General features: G+C 29.6%; 15 protein-coding genes and 1 tRNA gene. 15 read left to right on the top strand and 1 reads right to left on the bottom strand.

Annotated elements, in window-relative coordinates; translation table 11 throughout:
- Positions 1-50 precede the first annotated feature (50 nt).
- The 12 genes from tpiA (at position 51) to BUA48_RS12565 (ending at position 17,809) form a co-directional block, all read left to right on the top strand.
- Positions 51-797, top strand: coding sequence for a triose-phosphate isomerase (tpiA, locus tag BUA48_RS12510; protein ID WP_072832409.1), 747 nt, complete (start codon positions 51-53; stop codon positions 795-797).
- Between the two features lie 23 nt (positions 798-820).
- The gene (gene gpmI / locus BUA48_RS12515; RefSeq protein ID WP_072832410.1) at positions 821-2,350 is read left to right on the top strand and encodes a 2,3-bisphosphoglycerate-independent phosphoglycerate mutase; all 1,530 of its coding nucleotides are present in this window, start codon (positions 821-823) and stop codon (positions 2,348-2,350) included.
- A gap of 83 nt (positions 2,351-2,433) precedes the next feature.
- The gene (gene eno / locus BUA48_RS12520) at positions 2,434-3,735 is read left to right on the top strand and encodes a phosphopyruvate hydratase (RefSeq protein ID WP_072832411.1); all 1,302 of its coding nucleotides are present in this window, start codon (positions 2,434-2,436) and stop codon (positions 3,733-3,735) included.
- 312 nt (positions 3,736-4,047) lie between these two features.
- Complete coding sequence (gene secG / locus BUA48_RS12525; RefSeq protein WP_072832412.1) at positions 4,048-4,278, top strand: preprotein translocase subunit SecG; 231 nt, start codon at positions 4,048-4,050, stop codon at positions 4,276-4,278.
- A gap of 305 nt (positions 4,279-4,583) precedes the next feature.
- The gene (locus BUA48_RS12530; RefSeq protein ID WP_072832413.1) at positions 4,584-6,617 is read left to right on the top strand and encodes a sodium-translocating pyrophosphatase; all 2,034 of its coding nucleotides are present in this window, start codon (positions 4,584-4,586) and stop codon (positions 6,615-6,617) included.
- Positions 6,618-6,948: 331 nt separating this feature from the next.
- Positions 6,949-7,254: a YerC/YecD family TrpR-related protein gene (locus BUA48_RS12535; RefSeq protein ID WP_072832414.1), complete on the top strand. Its 306-nt coding sequence runs from the start codon at positions 6,949-6,951 to the stop codon at positions 7,252-7,254.
- A 454-nt stretch (positions 7,255-7,708) separates the two neighbouring features.
- Positions 7,709-9,928 (top strand): DNA helicase PcrA, encoded by a 2,220-nt coding sequence (gene pcrA / locus BUA48_RS12540; RefSeq protein ID WP_072832415.1) that lies wholly within the window; start codon positions 7,709-7,711, stop codon positions 9,926-9,928.
- Positions 9,929-10,001: 73 nt separating this feature from the next.
- Positions 10,002-11,996: an NAD-dependent DNA ligase LigA gene (gene ligA, locus BUA48_RS12545; protein WP_072832416.1), complete on the top strand. Its 1,995-nt coding sequence runs from the start codon at positions 10,002-10,004 to the stop codon at positions 11,994-11,996.
- Between the two features lie 280 nt (positions 11,997-12,276).
- Positions 12,277-12,573, top strand: a complete 297-nt coding sequence (gene gatC, locus BUA48_RS12550) for an Asp-tRNA(Asn)/Glu-tRNA(Gln) amidotransferase subunit GatC (protein WP_072832417.1) — start codon at positions 12,277-12,279, stop codon at positions 12,571-12,573.
- Between the two features lie 16 nt (positions 12,574-12,589).
- On the top strand, positions 12,590-14,044 hold the full coding sequence (gene gatA, locus BUA48_RS12555; protein WP_072832418.1) for an Asp-tRNA(Asn)/Glu-tRNA(Gln) amidotransferase subunit GatA: 1,455 nt from the start codon (positions 12,590-12,592) through the stop codon (positions 14,042-14,044).
- Between the two features lie 16 nt (positions 14,045-14,060).
- A complete protein-coding gene (gatB, locus tag BUA48_RS12560) occupies positions 14,061-15,497 on the top strand; it encodes an Asp-tRNA(Asn)/Glu-tRNA(Gln) amidotransferase subunit GatB (RefSeq protein WP_072832419.1) in 1,437 nt (478 codons plus the stop codon).
- 239 nt (positions 15,498-15,736) lie between these two features.
- Positions 15,737-17,809 carry a peptide ABC transporter substrate-binding protein gene (locus BUA48_RS12565; protein ID WP_072832420.1) on the top strand — a complete coding sequence of 691 codons (2,073 nt, stop codon included), beginning with the start codon at positions 15,737-15,739 and terminating at the stop codon, positions 17,807-17,809.
- Between the two features lie 227 nt (positions 17,810-18,036).
- Here the strand turns inward: BUA48_RS12565 and BUA48_RS12570 are convergent, their stop codons facing one another.
- Positions 18,037-19,419, bottom strand: coding sequence for a hypothetical protein (locus tag BUA48_RS12570; protein WP_072832421.1), 1,383 nt, complete (start codon positions 19,417-19,419; stop codon positions 18,037-18,039).
- Between the two features lie 372 nt (positions 19,420-19,791).
- On the opposite strand from BUA48_RS12570, the gene BUA48_RS12575 reads away from it, so the two are divergent.
- The 3 genes from BUA48_RS12575 (at position 19,792) to BUA48_RS12585 (ending at position 21,574) form a co-directional block, all read left to right on the top strand.
- Positions 19,792-20,385 (top strand): XTP/dITP diphosphatase, encoded by a 594-nt coding sequence (locus tag BUA48_RS12575; protein ID WP_072832422.1) that lies wholly within the window; start codon positions 19,792-19,794, stop codon positions 20,383-20,385.
- A 121-nt stretch (positions 20,386-20,506) separates the two neighbouring features.
- Positions 20,507-20,977 (top strand): YfcE family phosphodiesterase, encoded by a 471-nt coding sequence (locus BUA48_RS12580; RefSeq protein WP_072832423.1) that lies wholly within the window; start codon positions 20,507-20,509, stop codon positions 20,975-20,977.
- 521 nt (positions 20,978-21,498) lie between these two features.
- Positions 21,499-21,574: transfer RNA gene (locus BUA48_RS12585), tRNA-Pro, on the top strand.

The raw sequence follows: 21,574 nt of genomic DNA on the forward strand, positions 1-21,574 counted from the left end.
AAGTAAATAGGAGAAATCCTATTTACTTTAATTAAGTGGAGGGTGAATTTATGAGAAAAGCTATGATTGCAGGTAATTGGAAGATGAATAATACTATTTCTGAAGGTGTTAAACTTATAGAAGAGTTAAAAGATTTAGTAAAAGATTCAAGTTGCGATGTGGTTGTTTGCCCTACTTTTCTTTCATTAGAAAGTTGTGTAAAGGCAGCTAAAGGAACAAATATAAAGATAGGAGCTCAAAATATGCACTTCGAAAAAAGTGGAGCTTTTACAGGTGAAGTTTCTGTAGATATGTTAAAAGAGTTAGGTATTGAATATGTAATTATTGGACATAGTGAAAGAAGACAATATTTTAATGAAACAGATGAAACAGTAAATAAAAAAGTTAAAGTAGCTTTGGAAAACAAAATAGTTCCTATATTATGTTGTGGAGAGTCTTTAGAGCAACGTGAAGGAAATACTACGGAAGCAGTAATAGAAAAGCAAGTTACTTTAGGACTTCAAGGAATAGATAAAGATGAAGTTAAAAAAGTAGTTATTGCTTATGAGCCAATCTGGGCTATAGGAACAGGAAAGACAGCTACTTCTGAGCAAGCAAATGATACTATTAAGTTTATAAGAACTACAGTAGCTAAATTATACGGAAATGATATAGCAGAGGAAATGAGAATATTATATGGTGGATCAGTTAAATCATCTACTATCAAAGAACAAATGGCTATGTCAGATATAGACGGTGGTTTAGTTGGTGGAGCTAGCTTAAAAGCTAGTGAATTTGCTGCTATAGTGAACTATTAAAATGTAAAATAGGAGGCAATACTATGGCAAAAGAACCAGTTTTACTTATGATACTAGATGGCTTTGGAATTAGTGACCACGAAGATGGTAATGCGGTTACAATAGCTAAGAAGCCAAACTATGATAAACTAAGAGAGAGCTATCCAAATACAAAATTAAATGCAAGTGGATTATCAGTTGGATTACCAGAAGGACAAATGGGAAATTCAGAGGTTGGTCACTTAAATATAGGTGCAGGAAGAATAATATATCAATCTTTAACTAGAATAAGTAAGGATATAGAAGAGAAAGTATTCTTCAATAATAAAGTAATAGTAGAGGCTATGGATAAAGCCATAGAAAATAACTCTGATGTTCATTTAATGGGTTTATTATCAGATGGTGGAGTTCACTCTCATATAGATCATCTTAAAGCCTTAATACAGCTTGCAAAGGAAAAGGGAGCAAAAAGAGTATATCTACATTGCTTCTTAGATGGAAGAGACGTACCTCCAAAATCTGCAATGAAGTATTTAGATGAAATTGATCAGTATATGAATGAAGTTGGTTTAGGAAAAATTGCTACAATCAGCGGAAGATACTATGCTATGGATAGAGATAATAGATGGGAAAGAATTCAGTTAGCTTATAATGCATTAGTTTTAGGTAAAGGTGAAGAAGCTAAAACCTATAAGGAAGCTATAGAAAAATCTTACCATGACAATAAAGTAGATGAGTTTGTCTTACCAGTGGTTATAACTGAAAATGGTAAACCAACTGCTACAATAAAAAATAAAGATACAGTTATATTCTTTAACTTTAGACCAGATAGAGCAAGAGAAATAACTAGAGCAATAAATGATAAAGAGTTTGAAGGATTTGAAAGAGAAACTTTAGACTTAAACTTTGTTACAATGACTCAATATGATAAAACTATAGAGCATGTAAAGATTGCATATATGCCAGAATCTTATAGTAATACTTTAGGTGAATATGTAAGTAAAAAAGGATTAAAGCAATTAAGAATTGCAGAAACTGAAAAGTATGCTCATGTAACATTTTTCTTTAATGGTGGCGTTGAAGTTCCTAATGAGGGAGAAGATAGACTTCTTATCAATTCCCCTAAGGTAGCTACTTATGATTTGCAACCAGAAATGAGTGCTTATGAAGTAACAGATAAGTTGTTAGAAAGTTTAGATAAGGATATATATGATCTTATAATTTTAAACTATGCTAATCCTGATATGGTAGGACATACTGGAGTTTTAGATGCTGCAGTTAAAGCTATAGAAACTGTAGATGAATGTTTAGGTAAAGTTGTAGATAAGGTGCTTTCAAAAAGTGGAACAGTGTTTATAACAGCTGACCATGGTAACTCAGAGCAAATGATAGATTACTCTACAGGTAAACCAATGACTTCACATACTACTAACCAAGTTCCTTTTGTGTGGATTGCAGATAATGCATCTAAGTTGAAGGAAGAAGGAAAATTAGCTGATATAGCACCAACAATATTACAAGTGTTAAATTTAGAAAAACCAAAAGAAATGACAGGAGAATCTTTAATAAGATAATGAAAGTTATTTTATTAATGAAATAAAGTATTTAATTTAAAAATAATAATTAAATATATTTTGCTTTTAGGAGGGTATTATCCATGAAAACTCATATTGAAATTATCGACGTGTATGCAAGACAAATATTAGATTCAAGAGCATTCCCAACTGTAGAAGTTGAAGTTACATTAGAAGATGGAACTGTAGGAAGAGCTGCTGTACCATCAGGTGCATCAACTGGTATGTTCGAAGCTGTTGAATTAAGAGATGGCGATAAAGAAATTTACAATGGTAAAGGTGTTTTAAAAGCTGTTGACAATGTAAATGACTTAATAGCTGAAGAAATAGTAGGAATGAACGTTTTAGATCAAGTTTCTATAGATAAAGCTATGATAGCATTAGACGGAACTAAGAACAAAGAAAAATTAGGTGCTAATGCAATGTTAGGTGTATCTCTTGCATGTGCTAGAGCTGCAGCAGAGTACTTAGGAATGAGTATATACCAATACGTTGGAGGAGTAAACGCTAAAGTTTTACCAGTTCCAATGATGAACATAATGAATGGTGGAAAACATGCTGATAATAATGTTGACCTACAAGAATTCATGATTATGCCTGTAGGAGCTTCAAGCTTTGAAGAAGCATTAAGAATGTGTGCTGAGGTTTATCATGCATTAAAAGCTATATTAAAAGAAAAAGGATTATCAACTGGTGTAGGTGATGAGGGTGGATTTGCTCCAAACCTAGATTCAAACGAAGAAGCTATAGTTGTAATCATGGAAGCTATTAAGAAAGCAGGATATGAAGCAGGAAAAGATATATTCTTAGCTTTAGACCCAGCTTCATCTGAATTCTTCAATGCAGAAACTAACAAATATGAATTATCAGGCGAAGGTAAGACATTAACATCAGCTGAAATGGTTGATTACTATGCAAACTTAGCTGAAAAATATCCAATTATCTCAATTGAAGACGGTATGGCAGAGGAAGATTGGGAAGGATGGAAAATGATCACTGATAAGATTGGTGATAAAGTACAATTAGTTGGAGATGACTTATTTGTAACTAACACTGAAAGATTAGAAAGAGGAATCAAAACTAAAACTGCTAACTCAATCTTAATAAAATTAAACCAAATCGGTACATTAACTGAAACTTTAAATGCTATCGAAATGGCTGAAAGAGCTGGATACACAGCAGTAATTTCTCATAGATCAGGTGAAACTGAAGATACTACAATTGCTGATTTAGTTGTTGCTGTAAATGCAGGACAAATTAAAACAGGAGCTCCATCTAGAAGTGAGAGAGTTGCTAAATACAATCAATTATTAAGAATTGAAGAAGAATTAGATGATATGGCTGAATACAGAGGAATCAACGCATTCTACAATATCAATAGATAATTTAATTCAGAATTAATATAAAGTTTAAAAACCATGTACAACTGTAGAAAAATTAGAGGTGTACATGGTTTTCTTTATGAATATGTATAAAAAATGAATAAAATAGATATTGAAACATATACATAAAAGTGACATAGAAAAAGCAAAAGAATTATTGCTTTAATCTATTACAAAGGATAAAATATATAATTATATACAATTAGAGGATATCAATATTTAACATATGCTATTGCATTGTAAATATTTGTGCTATATGCTACAATGTTGTTATGAATAGATACGATGCATATGCCATTTAAGGAGGTGTAATTAATGAAAACGGTATTAATAGGTGTACTTTTAGTACTTTCTTTAATTATAATTATTTCAATCATGCTACAACCAAGTAAATCTGATGGACTTTCAGGATTAATTATGGGTGGTAACCATGAAAACTATTTTGCTAAAAATAAAGTTAAAACATATGAGAAAACTTTAGCAAGAGTGACAGTTGTTTCATCTGCATTATTTGCAATAGTTGTAATAGTTATAAACTTAATCTAATAAATACCTAAGCTATATTAATAGAATTTTATATAAGCTAAATACATAAGAATGCTTTATATAAATATAAGAAAAAATAATATAGCTTTATATTATACGCTCCTATGTAAAAATATTGAAAAAATAACATAAAAAACAAAATAAGATATGAAAATAATTTACGTCTCTCTTAAAAACTTATCTTAAAAGTTAATATAACATAGGTTTATTACACAATATACGCTATTAATATCCTTATAGTTACTGAGGAAAAGATTTGTCTTTAGAACAAAGTATATTTAAAAAAATATAAGGGGGCGAAAAACTTGGAAAAAGAGTTTTTAGCAATTATAGCAGGAGTATTGGCGTTATTATTTGCTTTTGTTTTTAGTAATCAAATTAAAAAAGAAAGCGATGGCAATGAGAGAATGAAGGAGATAGCTGGACACATTCATCAAGGAGCTATGGCGTTCTTAAAGAGAGAGTATAAGTACTTAGCAATCTTCATTGTGGTTATAGCTGTAATTATGACAGTTATTCCAAGCTTAGGATGGAAAACTGCTATAGCATTTGTTTTAGGTGCTATATTATCTATCTTAGCAGGATACTTTGGAATGAATGTAGCTACTAAGGCTAATGTAAGAACTGCAGAGGCAGCAAGAAATGGCCAAAGCAAAGCACTTAAAATCGCCTTTTCAGGTGGTGCTGTAATGGGATTGTCAGTTGTAGGTCTAGGGGTTCTAGGTCTTACTATTACTTATTTATTCTTTGATGGAAATGTTCAATATTTAACTGGTTTTGGATTAGGAGCTAGTTCAATAGCATTATTTGCACGTGTTGGAGGCGGTATATATACTAAGGCAGCTGATGTAGGTGCAGATTTAGTAGGTAAAGTAGAAGCGGGGATTCCAGAGGATGATCCAAGAAATCCAGCTGTAATAGCAGATAATGTTGGTGATAATGTTGGTGATGTAGCTGGTATGGGAGCAGACTTATTTGAATCCTATGTAGGATCAATTATATCAGCTTTAACATTAGGTGCAGCTTTGGTTTCTAAGAATATACTTGGAAATGAGGCTATAATATTCCCACTTATCTTAGCTTCAGCAGGTATAGTAGCTTCAATAATTGGTGTAGTTATTGCAAGAAATAGTAAAAGTGAAAATCCACAGAAAGCTTTAAACACAGGTACTTATATAGGTGGAATTTTAGTTATTATAGTATCAGCTGTATTAAGTAAAATGATGTTTGGCGATTTTAAAGCATTTATAGCTATCATATCTGGTTTATTAGTTGGTATGATAATAGGAAAGATTACAGAAATATTTACTTCAGCAGATTATAAATATGTAAAAAAAATTGCTGAACAATCACAAACAGGTGCAGCAACTACTATTATTTCAGGATTAGCAGTAGGTATGCAATCAACTTTAATACCTATAATTTTAATAGCAATAGGAATTCTAGTTGCCTTTTATGCAATGGGTGGTTCACAGGAAAGCTTAATGGGCTTATATGGTATAGCTTTAGCAGCAGTAGGTATGTTATCTACAACAGGATTAACTGTTGCAGTAGATGCTTATGGACCAATAGCAGATAATGCTGGTGGTATAGCTGAAATGGCTGAACTTCCTCATGAAGTAAGAGAAGTTACAGATAAACTTGACTCAGTAGGTAATACAACAGCAGCCATAGGTAAAGGATTCGCAATAGGATCAGCAGCATTAACAGCTTTAGGTTTATTTGCTTCTTATGCAGAAAACACTGGTATTACTAAGATTGATGTTTTAAACCCAGTAACTTTAGTTGGAGTATTAATAGGAGCTATGCTACCATTTATGTTTAGTGCTCTTACTATGGAATCAGTAGGAAAAGCAGCTAATAAAATGATAGAAGAAGTAAGAAGACAGTTTAAAGAAAAGCCAGGAATCATGGAAGGTACAGAAAAGCCAGATTACACTACATGTGTTGATATATCAACTGGAGCAGCTTTAAAAGAAATGATACTACCAGGTATATCAGCTATAGTAGTTCCAATTTTCATAGGTATATTACTTGGTGCAGAAGCTTTAGGTGGCTTAATAGCAGGTGCTGTAGCATCTGGTGTATTAATGGCTATAATGATGTCTAATGCAGGTGGAGCTTGGGACAATGCTAAGAAGTATATAGAAGGTGGAGTCTATGGTGGTAAGGGTAGTGATACTCATAAAGCTGGAGTTGTAGGTGATACAGTAGGAGATCCATTTAAAGATACTTCCGGACCATCCTTAAATATTTTAATAAAGCTTATGACAATTGTTTCTTTAGTTTTTGCACCAGTTATAGTTGAATTTGGTGGATTATTAATGAAATTATTTTAGTTTATATATGTGAAATATTCAATAAGCTAAAAGTTTATAATTAAGTGCTTTATATTTTAAAACCTGTGGATTATAAATAAGTATTCAATAGTTTTTCAATATATATAATATAAGGGCTATGTATTAAATAATTAATACATAGCTTTTTTTATAAAAAATTTACTATAATAAATATGTAAGATAAAAATGAATATATAATGAAGGTAGTTATTTAATAATAAAAATTTAAGAATAATAAGCACTGTTTTTGTTTAAAGTAGTAGAATCTTTAACAAATAAATGTTAGAATTTATAATGATAATATCATAGTATTAAGGAGTGATCTATTATAATGGAATCTAAAATTAAAAGTGAGGAAATGGACTTTTTATTTGAGTCAATTTTACAACTAAAGAATATTGAAGAATGCTATAAGTTTTTTGAAGATATATGTACAGTAAATGAGATAAATGCGATAAAGCAAAGACTTCAAGTAGCAAAAATGTTAATGGATAAAAGAACATATTTAGATATAGCAAATACAACAGGAGCAAGTACAGCTACAATAAGTAGAGTAAATAGATCCTTAACTTATGGAAACGGTGGGTATGATATAGTTTTCGGAAGAATAGAAGAAGAAAAAGCTAATAGAGAATAGGGTTGAAGGTTTAATTTACTACATAAGACCATTAAGATATTATCATAAAAGGAAAGAGAAAATAATATTGTTTTCAACATCAAAGCTAAAATTATGTAGAGTTTTAAACTCATTTCATAAATACAGTCTAAACTAAAGATGTTTGTTTCATAAAATATAAATAAATCTGGGTTGTAGAGATACTTCTGAATAGGATTTAAGAAAAATATAAATTTATACTTGAATTTTAAGTGTGAGTTATGATTTTAACTTAAGTTATATTAGAGTATCTCTTTTATTTTAAAAAAAAGAACAAAAGTTCAGAAAGCAAGGTTAAAATTTTCATGTTTATGGTATAATTAAGATATTAGGAAACATTATAAATAAATAGTGATATTTTTTTTACTCTGGGTTATAATTGAAAATGGTCTCAATTGGAAAAACCTAGATAATATCTTTAAAGAGGAGTGATTTCATGGATTTAAAGAAGCTCTTAAATGCTGAGCAATATGATGCAGCTACCACAATAGATGGACCTGTTTTAATATTAGCAGGTGCTGGATCAGGAAAAACTAGAGTACTTACGCACAGAATTGCTCATATGATAGAGGATTTAAATATATATCCATCGCAAATACTTGCAATTACATTTACTAATAAGGCATCTCAAGAAATGAGAGAAAGAGTAAAAGTTTTAGTTGGTGATTGTGTAGATAATATGTGGATTTCAACATTCCACTCAAGTTGTGTTAGAATTCTTAGAAGAGAAATAGATAAATTAGGATATAATAAAAACTTTACTATATATGATAGTTATGATCAAAAGTCTTTAATAAAACAATGTATGATTGAACTTAATATAAATGAAAAGGATATAACTGATAAAGAAATAGGTGCTAAAATATCTGATGCTAAAAATGAATTAATCACTGCTAGTGAGTTTAAAAAGCAATGGGAAAGTGATTATAGAAAAAATAAAATAGCAGATGTATATGAGTTATATCAAAGAAAGCTAAAAGCTAATAATGCTTTAGATTTTGATGATTTAATTTTTAAAACTGTAGATTTATTTAAGAAGAATAGAGATGTATTAGATTTTTATCAAAGAAAATTTAAATATATAATGGTAGATGAGTATCAAGATACTAATGGAGCTCAGTATGAGCTAGTTAAGTTACTATCTATGACGCATAAAAACATATGTGTTGTAGGAGACGATGATCAGTGTATATATGAGTGGAGAGGGGCTAATATTCAAAATATATTAGGTTTTGAAAAGGACTTTCCAGGAGCTAAGGTTGTAAAATTAGAGCAAAACTATAGATCAAAGGGAATAATTTTACAAGCAGCTAATGAAGTAATAAAAAATAACTGCCAAAGAAAAAATAAGATTCTTAAGACTAATAAGGAAAATGGAGATACCATAAAGGTATATAGAGCATTTTCAGATAAAGATGAAGCTAACTTTGTTGCATCTGAAATTAAAAAGATAAAGGAAAAGACTTCAAAGGAATTTAAGAACTTTGCTATATTGTATAGAATGAACTCTCAATCACGTACCTTTGAGGATGCTTTTAGAAGACATGATATACCTTATAGAATTATTGGCGGTTTAAAGTTCTATGATAGAAAAGAAATTAAGGATATTATGGCTTATTTAAAGGTTATTAATAATCCAGTAGATGATATTAGTTTAAGTAGAATTATCAATGTTCCTAAGAGAAGTATAGGTGATACTACTGTAGCTAAGGTTATGCAATTTGCAGATGAAATTGATGAATGTTTATATAGTAGTTTGTTAGATGCAGATCAAATAGGTAATTTAAGTCCTAGAACTCTTAACTCAATCAATAAGTTTACTAGTTTAATGAATGAATTTATTAGTGTTAAGGATGAACTTACTGCATCAGAAATGATTAAAAAAATACTAGATGATACTGGGTATTTAAAAGAACTTAAAAAGTCAAAGGAACCAGAGGATGAAAGTAGAGTAGAAAACTTAAAAGAACTTGTATCAGAGGCAGTTGACTTTGAAGTTACATCAGAGGATAAATCTATTGGAGCATTTTTAGAGAAGGTTACATTAGTTTCAGATGTGGATAATTATAGTGAAGATGCTGATACTGTAGTTATGATGACTATACATAGTTCAAAGGGATTAGAGTTTCCAGTAGTTTTCATGGTGGGTATGGAGAATGGAATATTTCCAAGTGATAAATCCTATGGTAATGATGGTGAGTTAGAAGAGACAAGAAGATTGTGTTATGTTGCAATAACAAGGGCAGAGGAAGAACTTTATATGACTTCAGCCGAAAGTAGAATGGTGTTTGGAAGAACTGTTAGTTATCCTCCATCAGACTTCTTAAATGAAATTTCACCAAATTTAAAGCAATTTGTAAATGGTGAAAAAACTTCAAATAGAGCTATGAATGTATTAAAGTCTAGCCCAAGTAAAAAGCCTTACAATCCTCATGGTATGTATGCACAAAGTACATCAAGTGAAAGTAGTTTACCTAAAAACAACATATCACAGGATGAAGCTGTTGCAGGTAGAAAGGTTAATCATGCATCCTTTGGAGAAGGTACTATAATTAATGTAGTTAAGGCTGGTAATGATAAGATTTTAACTATAGCTTTTAATAATATGGGAATAAAGAAATTGGTATTAGGTGCGGCACCTTTAGAATTACTTTAAATATTTTAAAAGAAACTCTTACTTCTATAAGTTATAGGGATTCATTATTATATAAGGAAAAGTGGTGAAAGGTATGGAAAATAAAAAGCAAGAGATGCTTCAATTAATTGAAGAATTGAATAAGTATGCACATGAGTATTACGTACTTGATAATCCATCTATTACGGATGCAGAATATGATAAAAGGTACGATAGATTAGTTGCTTTAGAGAAAGAACTAGGTGAAAGTTTACCTTATTCTCCAACACAAAGAGTAGGAGATAGAGTCTTAGCAGAGTTTAAAAAGCATACTCACTTAAGTAGATTATGGAGTTTAGATAAAGCCCAAAGCATAGAGGAAATAAGAGCTTTTCATAATAGAAATATAAAAGCTATACAAGAATATAATTTAACTCATGAAGATAAATTACCTAATCCTGAATATGTTTTAACTAAGAAATTTGATGGATTATCTATTAATCTAACTTATAATGATTTAGGAAATTTAGAGATTGCAGCAACAAGGGGTACAGGGTTAATAGGAGAAGAGGTAACTGAACAAGTAAAAACTATAAAAAGTATACCTTTAAAGATTAATAGTGATTTTTTATTTGAGGTTCATGGAGAGGCTATAATGACTAAAAGAGCCTTTGAACAATATAATAAAAATTCTCAAGTACCTTTGAAAAATTTAAGAAATGGTGCTGCAGGTGCCTTAAGAAATTTAAATGTACAGGAGACAGCTAGAAGAAATCTTTCAGCTTTCTTTTATGAGATAGCTTATTATGAAGGAGGAGAGTTTAAAACTTATATAGATATTTTAGACTTTATAAGAGAAAACAACTTTCCTATAGATGATTATATAAAAATTTGTACTACTATAGCAGAGATTGAAGCTGAAACTGAGTATATAAAAGAAATAAGAGAAAAACTTCAGTATGATATAGATGGAGTGGTTATTGCTATAAATGATTTGAAAACAAGAGAAGTTTTAGGTTATACGGTAAAGTTCCCTAAATGGGCTATAGCTTTTAAATTTGAAGCAGAGGAAGCTACAACAACTTTGTTAGATGTAGAATGGAATGTAGGTAGAAGTGGAAGAGTTACTCCTACAGCGTTACTAGATCCTGTAGATATAGGGGGAGTTACTGTAAAAAGAGCTACCTTAAATAATATTGAGGATATAGAAAGAAAAGGAGTAAAGATAGGAAGCGAAGTTTTAATACGTCGTTCTAATGATGTTATTCCAGAGATAATGAAATCTCTTAGTGAAACAGAGGATTCAAAACCTATTGAAGTTCCAAAGAATTGCCCTAGCTGTGGAAGTGAAGTAAAACAAGATGGAGTACATTATTATTGTGAAAATACACTTTCTTGTAAACCGCAACTTGTTAAAAGCATAGTGCATTTTGCAAGTAGAGAAGCTATGAATATAGCTGGCTTTAGTGAAAAGACAGCAGAGCAATTATTTGAAGAATTAAATATGAAGTCTATTACGGACTTATATAGAATGAAAAAGGAAGACTTAGTTGGATTAGAGAGATTTGGTGATAAAAAGGCGGATAATTTAATTAAGGGTGTAGGAAAGAGTAAAGACTGTGAACTTGCATCCTTTATATATGCCTTAGGTATCCCTAATGTAGGGAAGAAAACTGCTAAGGATATTTCAAATAAATTTAAGTCTATTGAAAATATACAAAAGGCTACCTTTGAAGATTTAGTAGATATAAGAGATGTTGGAGATATAGTAGCTAAATGTATAGTAGAGTTCTTTAAAGAAGAAAAAATTGTATCTACAATAAAAGAACTTTTAGATTTAGGTGTTAACCCTAAGTTTGAAGGCATAGAAGTATCAGAGGATAGTCCATTTAATGGAAAGACTGTGGTAGTTACAGGAAGTTTAGAGAACTTCTCAAGAACAGAGATAAAAACAAAATTAGAAAGTTTAGGAGCTAAGGCATCAGGAAGTGTAAGTAAGAAAACGGACTATGTTTTAGCAGGAGAAGCAGCGGGCTCTAAGTATGATAAAGCTGTGGAGTTAGGCATTAAAATTTTATCAGAAAAAGAATTTATGGATATGATAAATTAAAAGATAAACTAAATATATTTAAAGATAAGCTATAGATTAAATTTTATAGCTTATTTTTATAAGGAATTTTCATGCATTTTCAAAATAGTGAAAGTAGATTATTAAAGCTTAATTTATATTAAAGTTATTTTTAGTCAGTAAATAATTATTGTCATAAACATGGGGAAGAAAAAACAGAGGGGAAAAATCAAATTTTAGTATTAGAATAAATTATTATATAGACTATAAATGTAGAAAATTAATTGAAATTTATATATAAAATGATTTTGTGAGGAAAAAGATGAGCATAGATAAAAATGAAATAGATTATTTAAGTAAATTAGCAAAGCTTAAGTTTTCTGAGAAAGAAGAGGAAAGCTTAATTGAAGATTTAAACAAAATAATAGGATATATGGAGAAGTTAAATGAGGTTAATACAGAGAATATAGAAGAGACAGTTCATACATATTTTCTGGAAAATAATTTGAGAGAAGATGAAGTAAAAGCTTCCTTAGATAAGAAAGAAGTTTTAAAACTTCAAGGCAGTGAAAATGAGGACTATTTCGTGGTTCCTAAGGTAATAAGTGAAAATAAATAATTTCTTGAGGTGTAGTATGGAATTATATAGTAAAAGAGCCTGTGAGCTTATTGAATTAATAAGAAAAAAAGATATATCTTGCGTAGAAGTAGTACAAAGTTTTTTAAATAGAATAAAAGAAAAAGATGGCAGTATAGGTGCCTTTTTATATTTAGATGAAGAAGAAAGCATAAAAGAGGCTAAAAAAAATCAAGAGAGTATTAATAAGGGAAATGAACTTGGAAAATTAGCAGGAATACCAATTGGAATAAAGGACAATATAAGTGTTGAAAATATGCAGACTTCCTGTGCATCTAAAATATTAGAAGGATATAAATCACCCTATGATGCCACTGTTATAGAAAATATAAGAAAAGAAAGTGGTATTATAATTGGAAAAACTAACATGGATGAATTGGGGTTAGGCTCTTCAAATGAAAACTCTTCAGTGAAAAGCGTAAAAAATCCTTGGAACTTAAATAAGGTATCAGGGGGGTCATCAGGTGGTTCAGCAGCAGCGGTTTCATCAATGGAAGTTCCATTAGCAATAGGAAGTGAAACAGGTGGATCAGTAAGGCAACCGGCATCCTTTTGTGGAGTGGTTGGAATAAAACCAACCTATGGAAGAGTTTCAAGATATGGAGTTGTAAGCTTTGGTTCTAGTTTAGATCAGGTAGGTGCCTTTGGAAAAGATGTGAGAGATTGTGCACTTTTAACAGAGGTAATTTCAGGAGTGGATAGCAAAGATAGTACTAGTGTTAATATTCCTAAAAAGAATTATAGTGAGAATTTAAATAAGGATTTAAGAGGAATAAAAATAGGTGTACCTAAAGAAGTGTTTAATGATTTGGATAGCACAGTTAGAAATTCCTTTGAGGAAAGTATAAAAGTCTTAAAGGAAAACGGTGCAGAAATAAGGTATTGCTCATTATCTTTAAATGAATATGCCTTAGCTACTTACTATATAATCTCCTCAGCAGAGGTTTCTTCTAATTTATCTAGATTTGATGGAATAAGATTTGGAAGAAAAGCAGAAAATTACTCTAATTTAGAAGAATTATATGTAAACTCTAGAACAGAGGGTTTTGGAGAAGAAGTAAAAAGAAGAATAATGCTAGGTACATATGTATTATCAAAGGGATATAAGGATGAGTATTACAGAAAAGCATTGAAAGTAAGAACCTTAATAAAAAGAGAATTTGAAAATATATTTAAAGAAGTCCACACTATAATATTACCAACAACTTCAGGGGTGGCTTTTAATTTAGGCGAAAAACGTAATAATCCTATGAGCATGTACTTATCAGATATTTATACTGTTCCAGCGAATTTAGCAGGCATACCTGCTATTTCTGTACCCTGTGGATTTATTAATGGATTACCTATAGGAATTCAGTTTCTTTCAAATTATTTTAATGAAGAAATGCTATTTAATTTAGCATATAGCTATGAACAATCCACAAAATGGCATAATATTAATCCACAATTATAAGGAGGGTGTTACTAATATGGAGTTTCAAACAGTTATAGGATTAGAGGTTCATGTAGAACTTAACACTAAAAGTAAAATATTTTGTGGATGCTCTACAGAGTTCGGAGCAGAACCTAATACAGAAGTTTGTCCTGTTTGTTTAGGATTACCTGGGGCATTACCGGTATTAAATAAAAAAGTAGTAGATTATGCAATTAAAACAGGTCTTGCACTTAATTGTGATATTGCTAGATATACAATGATGGATAGAAAAAATTATTTTTATCCAGATTCCCCTAAGAACTATCAAATAACTCAAGATAGGTTTCCTATATGCAGAGAAGGGAATGTAGAGATAGAGCTTGGTAATGGTGAAAAAAAGAGTATAGGTATAGAAAGAATACATATGGAAGATGATGCAGGGAAGTTGATTCATAATGAAAAGGAGACTTTTATAGATTTCAATAGAGCAGGAGTACCTTTATTAGAAATAGTATCTAAACCTCATATGAATTCAGCAGAGGAAGCTATACTTTATGTTGAAAAATTAAGAAGTATTCTTACTTGCATAGGTGTATCTGATTGTAAAATGGAAGAAGGGTCTTTAAGAGTGGATCTTAATATTTCTGTTAAACAAGTAGAAAGTAAAGAATTAGGAGTGAGGGCAGAAATAAAGAATCTAAACTCTTTTAAGTTTTTAGAAAAGGCAGTTAACTATGAAAGAGAAAGACAAATAAAGGCTATAGAAAATAATGAAGTCTTATTTATGGAAACCAGAAGATGGGATGAGAAAAATAATATTACATTATCTATGAGAAATAAAGAAGAAGCTCAGGATTATAGGTATTTTCCAGAGGGAGATATACTAGAAATGATAATTTCAGAAAAGGAAATAGAGGATATAAAATCAACTATTCCAGAATTAGAACATGAGAAAAAAGATAGATTTATAAAGGAATATAACTTAAGTAATTATGATGCTTCGGTTTTATCAAAGGATTATAAATTAGCACACTTTTTTGAGAAAACAGTTAAAAGCTGCAAAGATAGCAAAGCAGCTGTAAATTGGATAATGGGTGATATATCCTGCTATTTAAATGAAAACAAACTTGAATTAAATGAAACTAAGCTTAAAGCTGAAAATTTAGGAGAGCTTATAAAGCTAATAAAAGATAAGGTTATATCCTCAACTATAGGTAAAAAAATTTTAGTGAATATAATAGAGGAAGGTAAGTCACCTAAGGATATAGTAAAAGAAAAAGGATTAATTCAGAACAATGATGAGAAAGCCATACTAGAAATGATTAGGGGTATACTGAGTAAAAATCAAGATAAAGTTAAAGAGTATTTAGAAGGAAAAGGTAATTTGTATACTTGGTTTGTAGGACAAATCATGAAGGAATCTAGGGGGAAGGCTAATCCTTCAATAGTAAATAAATTACTTAAGAGTGAAATAGAAAATAACTTTAAATAAAAATAAGTTTGAATAAACAGTTAACATTATACTTAATATGGATATGTAGTGATTACTTTCCTCGAAACCTGTCAAATATATAAAATGAATTATTAAAATCATATATAAAGACATCTCTATATATGACTTTGAATTTCTTATTGAGAGTTATAAACATTTGTTGTATTAAATTTAAAAAGATATGAGAGTGTTACAAGAATAGCTATTATATGATATAAGAAGAAAGGACGGGTGTATTGATGAGGAAATTTATTAGTATGGTATTGGTATTAAGTCTTTTAACAGTGTGTACTTCTGGATGTATAGAAAAGAAGGAATCTGTTGCAGAAGGACAAAGAGAATACTTGATATATAACTTAGGTGAATTACCTGAGGACCTATCAATGTTAGATAATAATAAGGTTAGAGAAAAAGATTTATTATTAGCTTTATTTGATGGATTAGTTAGAGAAAATGAAGAGGGAGACATAGTTCCATCCTTAGCTGAGGATTATAGTGTAAGCCCAGATGGAATAGAGTATACCTTTAATATAAGAAATGATATCAATTGGAGTGATGGAAGTAAAATAACAGCTAAAGATTTCAAAGAATTCTTTAAGTGGATGTTGGACAAAAACACAGAAAACATATATGCAGATCAACTAGATTGTATTTATGGTGCTAAGGAATATAGGCAAGGTAAAAATAAATTTACGGATGTTGCTATAAGTGCTACGGATGAAAATAATTTAACTATTAGATTAAATAATCCCTGTGCATATTTTATAAATATTTTAAGTAATCCTATATATAACTTAAGAAAACCAGAGGATGTTAATAAATTTAGAGATGAATATACAGATGTTTTAAGTAGTGGTCCCTTTAAACTAAAGGCTGTTGCTGATGGAGGAGTTATATTAGAGAAAAATACTAATTACTATAAAAGTAAGGATATAAAGTCTCCTAACATAGTAATGAAGACCTTAGGTAGCAGTGAAAGTGCTTTAGTTGAATTTGAGGCACCTTGGGGAAGTAATGGAACACCTGTTAATGGTTTGAATAGTGAAGATAAAGACTCTGAGGAATTTATAAAAGAGGATTCAAAGGTGGATTTTTTTGTGAATCCTCCAATTAATGAGGTTGAAAGACTAAAAAAACTGAAGTTAATAGATACCTATGAAAATCTAAGTTCTAATAATTATATATTCAATATGAATAAGGAATATTTTAAGGATGAGAATTTTAGAAAATCTATAATATATGCTTTTTGTAAGGAGAGCTTAATAGAGGATTTAGGGTCAGAAGTAGCAGTGCCAACTATGTCATATATACCGCCAGCAACTAATAATGGTATAGGTAGTGAATATGGAGTTAAAAACTCATTAGGTAAGGATAATAATAAAGACCTTGCAAAACAATTATTTAGTAATGTGAAATATGATAAGGAAAAAGAACTAAAAGTATATTATAAAGAAAGTTATTTAAATAAAAGTATAGCTAATGAATTTAAGAAGGATTTAAAAGATACCTTAGATATAAATATTAAGTTGATTCCATATAAAGATGATGAATTAGCTAAAATATTAGAAAGTGGAAATTACGATATTATACAAGAAGAATTTTTACAAAGCTTTGATGATGCAGTAGGATTTCTTTCAAATTTCAGTTCTCATTCATCCAAAAATGATTATGGATACAATGATATAGAGTTTGATAAGGACTTTTCTAAATTAAATTACGAAGTTGATCCTTTAAAAAGAAAGGATTTAATAGTAAGTGCAGAACAAAAGTTGATTCAAGATGCACCTATGATACCTATCTACAGTAGTAGCAATATCTTATGTAGAAGAGAGTATGTTAAGGGAGCTTATATAACTAAGTTAGGAAACATAAATTTAGATAAGGTTTATAAATCAAACTCAGGAGAACAGAATAAGGATTCTAAAGAGAATATAAATCAGGTGAAAGAAAATAACAATGAAAATAACAAGGTAAAAGAAAATACAGATAAAAAAGATGAAAATCAAAATAAAGAGCAAAATACAAAAAATGAAAATAAGAATGTAGAAAATCAAAATAAGGATAAAGTAGATCCAACTAAAGAAACTAAAGATAAAAGTACAGAGAATAAAGATGGTGATAAAGATGTTAATAATGACTTGAAAGATAAGAATGAACAAGATAAAGATGTAATCAATAAAGAAGAGAATAAATCACCTAATACAGAAAAAATAGAGGAGAAAGACAAAGAAGATACAAAAGAGAAAACTACGGATAGTAATGAAAATAAAACAGAGAAACCTAATAATATAGATGAAGAAGCATCAAGATAAGAGATTGCAGAAAATAGGCATAAGTAACATATAGATAATAAATTAAAACATTATTTATATAGTGCCATCTCTAGTAGTATAGCTATTATTATCTTCTTAAGATAGGGACTACAGACAATGAATAGTTATAAAAAGTAGAAGAGACAAAATTAATAATAATAATTATAAAGAAACAGCCTAAGTAATAAAATACTCAGGCTGTTTCTTTTGAAAATTAAGTTTATATACTAGAAAATGTGTCGATGCAAGAATATTGAAGTAAAGAAAATAAACATATTTTTATTACTTTCAAAACTAGCCTTGCCATTTTTAAAGGAATCTCTTTTTTTATTAAAAGAGATATACTTTATAAAAATAGGAGCTAACTCAGCAGATGTTGGAGTCGGCACATTCTGTATTCTAAAGTTTTGTTCAGCCATTAAATCTTCAGCTTTTAATGAAAAGTTGTTATAGTGCTCAGGGTCATTTAACCCTGGAGTTTCTGGCCAACTTAAAACTAAATTTGAATCAATAATTGACTTTGTAAAATAATCTGCTATTAAAGCATCATTTTTATCATCATGCATTATATCAGAATATAAAATAAGAGCAGATAAATATGAAACTATTTCATCAGAAGGATACTCAATGGATTTATCATTAGAGTTCTTAACGTAAATTCCAATGGTATCATTATATTTAGTTACTAAGTCATCATATAAAGTTACTGCAACATCTTTAAACTTATCAATTCCTGTGTTTTTATAAAGTAAGATGAAATTCATAAAGGTTAATGAGTCTAATTGAACATCATCATCTTTTCCAGGAATTCTGTTTACAGGTAATTCAGATATAATCATGTCAGAAAGGTCTAATAATATTGCTTGAGCATCTATGTTATTTGAGTACTCAGTAAACAAGTTAAGAGCTAAGCAAATTTTAACCTTGTCTTCAAAGCTGCTTTCGTAAACTTCATCTCTAAAGTCATTAAACATATTTAATATGTCTAAAGAAAAGTTCCTAAAGTTTTCACTGTATTCATCATCAAATAATGTTGAATATCTGTAATAAGCACACATTAATAGAGCTTGTTCATAAAACTTGAACTTTCTGGACTTACCTTCAAATTTAAGTTCATTAAATAATGGGTCAGAACAATCTGTTTTATCTACGAAAACACCTTCAGTATTTCTTAGATATAAAGCATAAAACTCCAATTGATGTCTAGTAAGTACAGAATACAAGTTGCCTAAGTCTAGTTTATCTCTGTGATTATTATGGAAATTAGAATAATAGTCACTAAGTTCAAGTAAACTTAAAGTCATAAAAGCATTGGATAATATATTTACATCTTTTCTAAATCTAGAGCTATCCCATTGAAGTTTATTACCAGTTTTAAGTAGTTTTCCACTTGCCTTTTTGTAAACACATAGAAGTGGAGAAAACTTTTTAACTGTGTTAATATCAATATTAGGATTCTCTTTAACTATCTCATTTGGCGATATAACTATACCACAGTGTGATTCTAAAGCTATATTTTTTAGAGATTCTTTAGACAGATAGAAAAGTTGATTTTTTATATTATCCTTACTTAAAGAGTTAATTCTTAAAAATGGACCGATATATTTCAATTTAACACCACCCTAAAATAATCCTATAAGATTATATGATTTGAAAGTGAAAAAATTTACTCTTTTTATGAATTTATAAATATAAACTTAGTTTTTATATGAATTTTTATAAGTATAGAGTTTGAATTTTGCTTTATTTATATAAGCTAAGTGTTGAAACATATGAGGTAAGGGGTTAGTTGAGGGTATAAAATATTAGAAGAAAAAAATTTAATATATTTAACTGAATATTTTAAGTATTAAGGGTGGCAAGTAAAAAAGTTTTAAATATCATAGGAACGGTAAAGAAATTCTAATGTTAAAAAATATATTAACTATACAGTAATAATTAAGTAAAATATAATAAACAAAATATAAGAGGTGAAATTAAATATGAAAACATTAATAGTAGCAAGTAATAATAAACATAAAATTGTAGAAATAAAAGAATTACTAAAAGAGTTTGATTTAAATGTACTTTCTTTATCAGAGGCAGGTATAGATTTAGATGTAGAAGAAACAGGAACCACATTTTCAGAGAATGCATACATAAAAGCAGCAGCAATACATGAAATAAGAAAAGACGCACTTATATTATCAGATGACTCAGGACTTATGGTGGATTATTTAGATGGAGCACCAGGAGTTTATTCTGCTAGATTTGCAGGGGAGCATGGAAATAATGCTAAGAACAATGAGAAGCTATTAGAATTACTACAGGGGGTACCAAGAGAGCAAAGAGGAGCTCAATTTGTATGTGCAATGGTATTAATAGCGGGGAATGAGGTTATTAGAGTAGAAGGGAAAGCAAGAGGGATCATTGAAGAGACTTATGAAGAAAGAGGCGGATTTGGTTATGATCCATTATTCTTTGTAAATGAATTTAATAATACTTACGCAGAAATAACACAAGAAGAGAAGAATAGTATAAGTCATAGAGGAAGAGCTATGAATCTTATAAAAGAGGAATTAAGAAAACTTCTATAATATTAGTCCTTAAAATTATTATATGTAAAATAGAAACATATAAATAAAGATACTGAACCTTAGGTACTAATATAAATAAGTTCTTTATATAAATAATAAGAATTAAAGGGTGGTGAAAAGTTTGAGAATAGCAGTTGTAAGTGATACACACGAGTATGAAATACAGATAATGAAGTTTCTTGATAAAGTACAAGATTGTGATTATATTTTACACCTTGGAGATTGTGTAAAGGATGTAGAAATTATAAGAAGACATTTTAAAGGCAAGGTAATAAATGTTAGAGGAAACTGTGACTTAGGAAACGTTGCTCCCTTATTAATAAATGAGGAAATAGATGGACATAGAATTTTAATGAGCCATGGGCATCAATTTAGTGTTAAAAGCAATGTAATGAGTTATTTATATAAGGCGCTAGAAAGTCAGGCTAAAATAGCCTTATTTGGGCATACACATATAGAAGGGATTGAAGTAGTAGAAGGGGTTCACTTAATTAATCCTGGAAGCCTAGCTCGATCAAAGGGAAAAGGAAATAGTTATTGTATTATAGAAACAGAGAAGGATAAAATAGATGCAAAAATAATGTATCTATAAATAAGCTATAGACATAATATAGTTAAGGTACACTTGCATTGTAGAATAAGAAATATTAGGATTTAAGAAAGAATTTCGAAAATATGGGTAAAATATTAAGAGTGAGATAAATTAAAGGTTTATTTTGCTCTTAATATTTTGTAAAAAGGAAAAGAATAATAGTTAAAATTATATTTAGTAAAAAAATTTAGTTTGATTAATAAATATGAGAAAGTTAAATTACGAAGAGTTACAATAATGGCCTAAAAATGAGGAATTGTAATGATATACCTAGTAAAATATAGAACAAATGGTATAAACATTAGAAAAAACTATATAAAAATGCAAAAATGAACTTTTAAAAGGAAAAATGATAAAAAAGTGTTGACGAATTAGTTTATATAGTGTAGAATAATTTTTGTCGTCAGGACGAGTTGGTAAACAACTCCAAGGGACAAAACCCTATTTGTGAGAAACAAATAAAAAAATGTCTTGATTATTAATTAACAAAGTGTTAAAATACTTTATGCTTTGAAAAATATCGGGGTGTAGCGCAGATGGGAGCGCGCGTGGTTTGGGACCATGAGGTCGCAGGTTCAATCCCTGTCACCCCGACCA

Origin of the sequence: Clostridium collagenovorans DSM 3089 (genome assembly GCF_900130005.1) — a bacterium.
GTDB lineage: Bacteria > Bacillota > Clostridia > Clostridiales > Clostridiaceae > Clostridium_D > Clostridium_D collagenovorans.

Bases quoted from the DNA above. Each gene is read 5' to 3' on its own strand.
- gatB (WP_072832419.1), top strand. From the start codon at position 14,061: ATGGAGTTTCAAACAGTTATAGGATTAGAGGTTCATGTAGAACTTAAC.
- BUA48_RS12565 (WP_072832420.1), top strand. From the start codon at position 15,737: ATGAGGAAATTTATTAGTATGGTATTGGTATTAAGTCTTTTAACAGTG.
- pcrA (WP_072832415.1), top strand. From the start codon at position 7,709: ATGGATTTAAAGAAGCTCTTAAATGCTGAGCAATATGATGCAGCTACC.
- BUA48_RS12575 (WP_072832422.1), top strand. From the start codon at position 19,792: ATGAAAACATTAATAGTAGCAAGTAATAATAAACATAAAATTGTAGAA.
- gpmI (WP_072832410.1), top strand. From the start codon at position 821: ATGGCAAAAGAACCAGTTTTACTTATGATACTAGATGGCTTTGGAATT.
- BUA48_RS12535 (WP_072832414.1), top strand. From the start codon at position 6,949: ATGGAATCTAAAATTAAAAGTGAGGAAATGGACTTTTTATTTGAGTCA.
- tpiA (WP_072832409.1), top strand. From the start codon at position 51: ATGAGAAAAGCTATGATTGCAGGTAATTGGAAGATGAATAATACTATT.
- eno (WP_072832411.1), top strand. From the start codon at position 2,434: ATGAAAACTCATATTGAAATTATCGACGTGTATGCAAGACAAATATTA.
- secG (WP_072832412.1), top strand. From the start codon at position 4,048: ATGAAAACGGTATTAATAGGTGTACTTTTAGTACTTTCTTTAATTATA.
- gatC (WP_072832417.1), top strand. From the start codon at position 12,277: ATGAGCATAGATAAAAATGAAATAGATTATTTAAGTAAATTAGCAAAG.
- gatA (WP_072832418.1), top strand. From the start codon at position 12,590: ATGGAATTATATAGTAAAAGAGCCTGTGAGCTTATTGAATTAATAAGA.
- ligA (WP_072832416.1), top strand. From the start codon at position 10,002: ATGGAAAATAAAAAGCAAGAGATGCTTCAATTAATTGAAGAATTGAAT.